Origin of the sequence: Pseudomonas sp. 65/3-MNA-CIBAN-0223, from assembly GCF_040310425.1 — a bacterium.
Lineage (GTDB): Bacteria > Pseudomonadota > Gammaproteobacteria > Pseudomonadales > Pseudomonadaceae > Aquipseudomonas > Aquipseudomonas gregormendelii.
Genome location: NZ_JBEOPV010000345.1, coordinates 1 through 237 on the forward strand (window position 1 = coordinate 1; position 237 = coordinate 237).

The following is a 237-nucleotide window of genomic DNA, read 5'->3' on the forward strand; positions in this document are numbered from 1 at the left end:
GTACCAGGTCGTGCTCGATCCACTGAAGATGGCCAGCCTTGCCGTCACCCAGGCGCAGGTCATCGAGGCCATTGGCATGGCCAACCAGGAGACCGGCGGCGCGGTACTCGAACTGGCCGAAACCGAGTACATGGTTCGCGCGTCCGGCTACCTGCAGACGCTCGGTGACTTTCGTCAGATTCCACTGCAGCTCAGCGCCAGGGGCGTACCAGTCACGCTGGGCGATGTGGCACATAT

1 protein-coding gene is annotated in these 237 nt (G+C 62.9%); it reads left to right on the forward strand.

Going from position 1 to position 237, the window contains the following annotated elements; genetic code table 11:
• On the forward strand, nt 1–237 hold a 237-nt coding region (locus tag AAEZ09_RS29150; protein WP_350601794.1), incomplete at both ends, for an efflux RND transporter permease subunit.